This is a genomic window from Alphaproteobacteria bacterium, from assembly GCA_030740435.1.
Taxonomy (GTDB): Bacteria; Pseudomonadota; Alphaproteobacteria; order UBA2966; family UBA2966.
This window is the reverse complement of sequence record JASLXG010000200.1, coordinates 1-7,494: the sequence shown is the minus strand read 5'-3', so window position 1 is coordinate 7,494 and position 7,494 is coordinate 1. Positions and strand designations below refer to the sequence as shown.

Here is a 7,494-nt window from a genome sequence, read left to right as displayed (position 1 = left end):
AGATGGGGGGAAACCTTTTCCCAGACCTCATCCCTGATGACGAAACGTCCCGTGTTCATCAAAACCTCCTTGCAAAAGGAAGTTTGAATCACTTTTTGACGCTCTTGGGAATCCCTTAAATGTCAACAGGCCCTAGCCCGCGTTTCTCACCGGGTCACGGTCTGCGGTAGGTGACGTCGATTGGCGCACCGTTGTGGCGATGCCGAGGCCGACATAAACTCGCCCCCGGCCAAGCCCGGCAGCAGCGTAAATGTCATCCAGGATGATTCCATGAGCGACGTCGATGCCATCACCGTCTCGGTCATCCAGCACCGCCTGGTGGCGGTGGTGGAGGAGATGGGCGAGGCCATGCTGCGCACGTCCTATTCCCAGATCCTCAATTCGAGCCGCGATTTCTCCACCGCCATCTGCGGCGCGGACGGCCGCCTGGTGGCCCAGGCCGAGCACATCCCGGTGCACGTCGGCGCGCTGCCCTGGGCCGTGCGCGCGGTCTGCGAATTCTTCGCCGACGACGTGCATGCGGGCGACGTCTTCCTGCTCAACGACCCCTATTTCGGCGGCAGCCACCTGCCCGACATCACCGCCTTCGTACCCGTCTTCGCCGGCCCGCGGCTGTTGTTCTGGACCGTCAACCGGGCCCATCATTCCGACATCGGCGGCGCCACCCACGGCGCCTACAACGCCGCCGCCACCGAGATCTGGCAGGAAGGGCTCAGGCTGCCGCCGCTCAGGCTTTACGAACGCGGCGAGCCGCGCCGCGATCTCATGCAAATGCTTTCGGCCAACGTGCGCCACGAGCGCGACTTCCAGGGCGACCTGGCGGCCCAGATCGGCTCGGTGCACCTGGGCGAGCGGCGCCTCGGGCGCCTGATGGACGAATTCGGCGCCGACCAGGTCGAGGCCGCCGTCAAGGAGATCCTCGACGGCGCCGAACGCCAGTCCCGGGCCGTTATCGAGACCTGGAAGGACGGCGTCTATCACGGCGAAGCCCTGCTCGACGACGACGGCCGCGGCAACCGCGACATCGCCATCCGGGCCAAGGCCACCATCCATGGCAGCGAGCTCGAGATCGACCTTCGCGATTCGGCCCCCCAGGTGACCAGCTTCCTCAACTCCTCGCACGCCAACATGCAGTCCGCCGTGGCCATGGCCCTGGCATTCCTCTTTGATCCCGAGACGCCCAAGAACGACGGGGCCTTGCGCCCGGTAACGGTGCTGGCCAAACCCGGCACCGTGGTCTGGGCCCACCCCGGCGCGCCGGTGACGTTTTCCACCAGCCACTGCTCCCAGGAGATCGTCGAGGCCGTCGTCAAGGCCCTGGCGCCGGCCTGCCCGGACCGCGCCATGGCCGGCTGGGGCCGGCGCTTCCGCATCGCCCTCAGGGGCCGCGATCCGCGCAACGGCAAACCCTTCATTTGGCACATGTTCCACGCCCGGCCCGGGGCCGGTGCCTCACCCGGCGGCGACGGCTGGCACGGCTCGGGCGAATGGCACTCCACCGGTGGCCTCAAGTTCGGATCATTAGAAGTGGTCGAGGCGCGCTTTCCCTTCACCTTCCTGAGCCACGAGTTCCGCCCCGATTCGGGCGGCGACGGCCGCTACGTGGGCGGCGCCGGGGTCGACATGGAGCTGCGCCTCGATACCGCGGAGCCGGCGCTGGCCAACACCGCCGGAGAGGGTATTCGCCACGGCTCCCCCGGTCTTCTAGGCGGCGCGAACGGGGCGCCGCACCGCTATGTGATGCGCCGGCCGGGGCAGCGGGGACAGGCGCTCAGCACCAAGCAGGAGGGTATCGAGGTGCCGCCGGGCACCGTCTTCGAGGTCCATTCGGCCGGCGGCGGCGGCTGGGGCGATCCCGCCGAGCGCAGCCCCGAGGCCCGCACCGAGGACCGGCGCAACGGTTTCGTGCGCCGCCGCCGCGGCCAAGTCCGGGCGGATTGATCATGTATCGCCTGGGAATCGACGTCGGCGGCACCTTCACCGACCTGGTGGCGGTCGACGACACGGGGCAGGTGACACTGGCCAAGGCGGCCTCGACGCCGACCGATCCCTCGCTCGGCGTGATGGACGGGCTGGCCGAGCTGGCGGCGGCGCTGGGGCTCGAGCGGGCGGCGCTGTTGGGCCTCGCCGAGCGCATCGTCCACGGCACCACGGTGGCCACCAATGCGCTGCTGGAGCAGAAGGGCGCGCGTGTCGGGCTGCTCACCACCGAGGGCCACCGCGACGTGCTGGAGATGCGCGAGGGCCTCAAGCCGGAACGCTACAATTTGCGTCTGGCGCGCCAGGCACCGCTGGTGCCCAGGCACCTCAGAATCGGCGTGCGCGAACGCCTGCGCGCCGACGGCAGCGTCGAGATACCGCTCGATGTGGCGTCGCTCGACCGCGCCATCGCGCTGCTGAAGCGCCACCGTGTGGCCTCGGTAGCGGTCTGTTACCTGCACGCCTATCGCGATCCCCGCCACGAGGAAGCCACAGGCCGGCGCCTGGCCGAGGCGCTGCCCGGCGTTCCGGTCTGCCTCTCCAGCCAGGTGCTGCCCCAGATCAAGGAATACGAACGCCTCTCGACCACCGTGGTGAACGCCTACGTGGCGCCGACGCTGGAGGGCTACCTGGGACGCCTGGAAGAGCGCCTGAAGGAGGCCGGATACCAAGGCCCGCTACTGGTCATCCTCTCCCATGGCGGCGTCGCGCCGGTGGCCGAGGCCATCCGCCTGGCCGTCGGCACCGTGCTTTCGGGACCGGCCGGCGGCGTCGCCGGAGCCCGCCATGCCGCGGCGCTCACCGGCGTAAACGACCTCATCCCCTTCGACATGGGCGGTACCTCGACCGACATCTCGCTGATCGTCGAGGGCCGGCCGACGCTGGCCGGCGGCCGTGATGTGGTGGGCCAGCGCATCGCGCTTCCCAGCCTGGACATCGTCACGCTGGGCGCCGGTGGCGGCTCCATCGCCGCTGTCGACCGTGGCGGCATCCTGCAGGTGGGGCCCCAAAGCGCCGGTGCCGTGCCGGGGCCGGCCTGCTACGGCCAGGGCGGTGCCGCGCCGACCGTGACCGATTCCAGCCTGGTGCTGGGATACCTAGATGGCGAGAATTTTCTCGGCGGCCGGCGCCGGCTCGACGGGGCCGCGGCTCTCGCTGCGCTCGACGATCTGGGCCGCCAGCTTGGCGTCGACGGCGTGGCGGCGGCCGAGGGCGTGCACCGAGTGGTCAACACCCAGATGGCCGAGGGCGTGCGCCTGGCCACGGTGCGCCGCGGTGTCGATCCGCGCCGCTTCGCGCTGCTGGCCTTCGGCGGCGCCGCCGGCCTGCACGCCAGCGAGCTGGCCCGCCAGCTCAATCTGGGCCGCGTCGTGGTGCCCCGGGTGGCCTCGGTGCTGTCGGCCTGGGGCATGTTGGCGACCGAGCTCAGATTGGAGAGCATCCGCACCCACATCGGCGATACAGGGGCCCTCGATGCTGCCGCCATCCGCGCCCTCTACGACGACATGGCGGCGGCCGGGCGCCAGCGCCTGGAAGCCTGGTTCGATGGCCCCATCGAGAGCCGGCGCGCCGCCGACATGCGCTATGGCGAGCAGATCTTCGAGATCGACGTGCCGCTGGACGGCATAGATTTTTCCGCCCCGGACCTCATCGAGAGCCTGAAAGACGCCTTCGAGAAACGCCACGAAGCGCTCTACACCTATAGCCTCGAGGACCAGGATCCGGTGCTGGTCAACGCCCGCCTGGCCACCATCGGCGCCCTGCCGGCGCTGCCCCGCGAGCCCCGCGCCAGGGCCGGCGCGTCGGCCGAGCCGCGTGGGCGGCGCCGCATTCACTTGGGCCACTGGGTTGAAGTGCCGGTCTACGACTTCCGCGAACTGACGGCGGGCCAGGTCATCGCCGGCCCGGCCATGGTTGAATCCGATACCACCACGGTGCTGCTGCGCCCGGGCGACGAAGCCACGGCGACGGCCGAACGCTGGTTGGATATCCGTATCGACTAGTTCCCGGCGAAAGGTGGGGTGTCCGCTCTCTCGTCCAGCCGGGCGCGGATCTCGGCCAGCATTTCGTCACGACTGAGCTGGTCGTAGACGCGGCCGCGGCGGACGTAGACGTGATCCACCAGTTGCCCGCCTTTTTGCTCGACCAGACGGCGGAACTCGGCGATTTCTTCGTCCTTGAAGCGGCTGTTGAAGGTGTTGAACAGCACCACTTTCTTGCCGCCCAGGTCGCTTGCCTCGAGGTAGCTCCACAACGGCGGCGAGGGCCGGTACCACCAGATCGGCGAGCCCAGGAAAATCCAATCGTAAGGGGCGAGGTCGTGGTCCGGCACCTCGATCTCGGAGGCCAACTTGTTCCAGGCGTCATAGCTGGCCCGCGTCCAACCGAAAAAATCGTCGCCGTAGGCCGGCGCCCGGATGGCCAGGGTTGCCGCCCCCAGGCGGCCGGCGATTTCGGCCGCCATGGCGGCGGTGTTGCCGCTGCGGGAATAGACGACCACCAGGGCCCGGCCAGCGGCCGGGCGCCGCCAGCAGTGTCCGCGCCCGGCCCACCAGCGCCGTGAACGCGGCGCCGAGAGCGAGGAACTTGAGAAAGGCGCGGCGGGTCATGGCGGCAAGGTTCCCCTGCTCGTGATGGCAACAGGCTAGCGCAAAGCGGCGCCCAGGGGCTAGGCTCGCGGCCGGCAGGGAAGGACGGAATCGTGCCCACGATCGAACATGCCGGCCGGCGCATCAGTTACGAAAAATGTGGCTGCGGGCCGCCGCTGGTTCTGTTGCCGCCAGGCGCCAGCCCGGCCGCCGCTTGGCGCCGGGTGGCCGAGCGCCTGGCGCCCGACTTTTGCTGCCTCGCCGTCAACCCCTCGGGCTATGGCGATACCGAGCCCTTCGCCGGTCCCGGAGCCATCACCATGGACGACGAGGCGGCGGCGGTCTCGGCCATCATCGCCCATGAGAGCTCAAGCGAGGCGGTGCATCTGATCGGCCATTCCTATGGCGGCGCCATCGCCTTGCAAATGATGCTGGACCGGCCCCAGCGTTTCGCCAGTTTGACTCTGATCGAGGCGGCGCCTTATCCGCTGCTGGCCGAGGCCGGGGAGACCGATCTTGCGGCCCAGGTCGAGGACGTCAACCGGCGCTACATCGCCGACGTCGAAGCGGGCCGGCACGAGACTGCGCTGGAGACCTATATCGACTATTACAACGGCACCCCGGGGGCCTGGGCCGGGATGGCGCCCGAGGTCCGCCAACGCTTCCTCGGCATCGCCGAGACCGTGGCCGCCGGTCTGGCCGCCAACCACGGAGCTGCGCTCACGCTGGCCGACTGCGCCGTCCTCCAGGTGCCCACCCTGGTGGTTCGCGGGGCCAGGACCGACGCCGTCCACGGCCGCCTGGCCGAACTGCTGGCCCAGCGCATCCCGGGTGCCCGCCTGGAGACCGTGGCCGAGGCCGGCCACATGCTGACGCTGAGCCACCCCGAAGCGGTGGCCAGGCTGATCGCTGCCCAGGTGCGCTAGTTCGGCGCAACTGGTTTGGCAGATGATGGATTGGATAGGACCCCATTTTGGCCTATCCTTCGAGGTGCTGCAGGACACTAGGGAGGGAACGATGGACGAAGAAAGCGAACCCCGGAAACTGCCGATCCGCAGCCTGGTCCTGGCCTTCGTGGCGCTGGCGATCATTGGCGCCGGCGTCTGGTTGTACCAGAGCCAGCGCCAGGATGACGCCGTCCAGGCGGCGCGCGATCGCCTGGCCGAATGCAAGCTCTGGAAGATCAAGGATCCCAAGTTGCTGGCCCAATGCCAGCAGAGCGCCAAGGGCATGGCCGCCCTCGTCAACAAGCTCACCGGCCAGCAGCGCCAGCAGTATTTTCAGGGCTACACCCAGAACAGCACGCTTTTGGCCCAGAAGCTGCCGCCCATCGACAAAAGCCTCTACCGTGCCGCCACCATCGAGGCGCTGCATGGCGCCGGGGTGGGCAAGGCCAACGTCACGGCCCAGGATTTGGCGCCGCTGGTCGAAAAATTCGGCGACCGCGTGCAGCTCAGCGCCACCGTGTTCTTCAACCAGTTGCCCGGCCGGGTGAAAAAGGGCCAGCTGCCGAAGTTCACCCTGGCCCTGGTGGCGAGCTCCGAGGGCGAGCCGGCGCAGCACTGGATGATCCCGGCCAAGGGCACCAAACTGCATCCCTTCGAGCAGCAGTTCCTGCTCTTTTTCTGCGGTCGCAAAAGCCTGATCACCTGCCACGTCGAGGTCTTCGGCAAGCTCGCCACCTGGAAGGTGGCAAGATCCGCCTCGGCACCGCTGGATGCCGGACTGATGCTCGACCGCGTCGTCTTCCAGCCCGTGACCAAGGACCAGGTGGCCCAGGTGCCGCCGCCGCGCACGGCATTCTTCAAGTAAGGAGGTCCTTGACGTGAGGACGATCGAAATCTGCGACGTGGGCCCCCGCGACGGCCTGCAAAATGCCGCCCGCATCTGGAGCGTGGCCGAGCGTATCGAGTTCATCGACCGCCTATCGGCGGCCGGCTTGCCGCGCATCGAGGCGGTAAGCTTCGTCAACCCCAAGCGGGTGCCGCAGATGGCCGATCCCGAGGCCGTGATGGCCGGCATCAAGCGGCCCGAGGGCGTGCAGATTGCGGGCCTGGCGCTGAACGCCCGGGGTGCCGAACGCGCCATCGCCGCCGGCGTCGACGAGGTGCGCTATGTGGTTATCGCCAGCGAGACCTTCAACCAGCGCAACCAGGGCCGCGAAATCGCCGAGACGCTCAAGGGCTACGACGACATCGCGGCCCAGGTGACAGGCGCCGGCATAAAACTCTCGGCCGCCATCGGCGCCGCCTTTGGCTGCCCCTTCGAGGGCGAGGTGCCGCTGGAACAAGTGGTGCGCCTGGCCAAGCGCCTGGCCGCCGGCGGTGCCGGCGAGATTGGCCTGGCCGACAGCATCGGCTCGGGCGTGCCGCCCCAGGTCAAGGAACGCTTCGGCGCCGTGCGTGACGCCGTGGGCGCGGACATGACGCTGGGCTGTCACTTCCACAACACCCGCAACACCGGCTTCGCCAACGCCGCCGCGGCCGTCGAGGCCGGGGTGAAGGTGTTCGATTCGTCGTTGGGCGGCATCGGCGGCTGCCCCTTTGCGCCGAAGGCCACCGGCAACATCGCCACTGAGGATCTGGGATTTATGCTGCGCAACATGGGGCTCGACACGGGGCTCGATCTCGAGGCCCTGCTCGACACCGCGGCCTGGGTCGAAGGCTACTTCGAGGAACCGCTGCCGGGACTGGTCATGAAGGCCGGACTGTTTCCCGAAGTGGCGGCGAAGGAAGCGGCGGAGTAAGCGCGCGCCTCCTCGACTGCCGAAGCAAGACCGAGCGCGTCACGGCGAAAAAGCCAGAAGCGTTGGTGATTAGTCGGGCCCCTACTGGGCCAATCCCGGCGTGGGGTGGGCCAGCCCTGTAGCTCGTCAGGCTCATAACCTGAAGGTCGCAGGTTCGAATCCTGCCCCCGCAACCAAAAA

At 68.6% G+C, this 7,494-nt stretch carries 6 protein-coding genes and 1 tRNA gene; 6 read left to right on the top strand and 1 reads right to left on the bottom strand.

The genetic code is table 11. The annotated features are described in order from the left end of the window. Positions 1–270: 270 nt before the first annotated feature. Both QGG75_19195 and QGG75_19190 read left to right on the top strand, forming a co-directional pair. Positions 271–1,941: a hydantoinase B/oxoprolinase family protein gene (locus QGG75_19195; protein MDP6069355.1), complete on the top strand. Its 1,671-nt coding sequence runs from the start codon at positions 271–273 to the stop codon at positions 1,939–1,941. A gap of 2 nt (positions 1,942–1,943) precedes the next feature. Beyond that, complete coding sequence (locus tag QGG75_19190) at positions 1,944–3,983, top strand: hydantoinase/oxoprolinase family protein (GenBank protein ID MDP6069354.1); 2,040 nt, start codon at positions 1,944–1,946, stop codon at positions 3,981–3,983. Here QGG75_19190 and QGG75_19185 read toward each other — a convergent pair. Further along, entirely contained in the window at positions 3,980–4,480 is a 501-nt protein-coding gene (locus QGG75_19185) for a flavodoxin (GenBank protein ID MDP6069353.1), read from the bottom strand. The genes QGG75_19190 and QGG75_19185 overlap by 4 nt on opposite strands. A 201-nt stretch (positions 4,481–4,681) precedes the next feature. Between QGG75_19185 and QGG75_19180 the strand changes: the two genes are divergently transcribed. From QGG75_19180 to QGG75_19165, 4 genes are all read left to right on the top strand, one after another. Continuing rightward, positions 4,682–5,494: an alpha/beta hydrolase gene (locus QGG75_19180; protein ID MDP6069352.1), complete on the top strand. Its 813-nt coding sequence runs from the start codon at positions 4,682–4,684 to the stop codon at positions 5,492–5,494. Between the two features lie 91 nt (positions 5,495–5,585). Then, positions 5,586–6,380, top strand: a complete 795-nt coding sequence (locus QGG75_19175) for a hypothetical protein (protein ID MDP6069351.1) — start codon at positions 5,586–5,588, stop codon at positions 6,378–6,380. A 13-nt stretch (positions 6,381–6,393) separates the two neighbouring features. Further along, positions 6,394–7,314, top strand: coding sequence for a hydroxymethylglutaryl-CoA lyase (locus QGG75_19170; GenBank protein ID MDP6069350.1), 921 nt, complete (start codon positions 6,394–6,396; stop codon positions 7,312–7,314). A 99-nt stretch (positions 7,315–7,413) separates the two neighbouring features. Further along, positions 7,414–7,490, top strand: a tRNA-Met gene (locus QGG75_19165). Positions 7,491–7,494 lie beyond the last annotated feature (4 nt).